Below are 346 nucleotides of genomic sequence, written 5' to 3' on the forward strand. Positions count from 1 at the left end.
GCTTGATCTCAACCGCACGCGCCTGCATCACAACGGCATCGGCTCCACCGGGTCGCAGCTTCTGAACGCGCAGAACATCGGCTACATCACCACGGCCTATCCGCGCAGCAAGATCATCCTGAATGCGTTCTACACTATTGGAAACTGGGACCTGAACGTCCGTCAGACCCGTTATGGTCAGACGACGAACCAAATGACTTACGAGGACTGGGCGCCGACTGCCCTGCAGTATTCTGTCGATCAGTTCCAGAAGTTCGAAAATTCCCCTCACTGGCTCACCGATATCGAAGTTGGCTATCGCTTCAACAAGAACTGGCATCTGGCCGTCGGCGTGAACAACATCTTC

1 protein-coding gene is annotated in these 346 nt (G+C 54.9%); it reads left to right on the plus strand.

Features of this window, described 5'->3' with window-relative positions:
* Positions 1 to 346: TonB-dependent receptor domain-containing protein (locus HK28_RS13360; protein WP_158093483.1), on the plus strand; the 346-nt coding region annotated here is incomplete at both ends.

Origin of the sequence: Acetobacter sp. DsW_063 (assembly GCF_002153745.1) — a bacterium.
Lineage (GTDB): Bacteria > Pseudomonadota > Alphaproteobacteria > Acetobacterales > Acetobacteraceae > Acetobacter.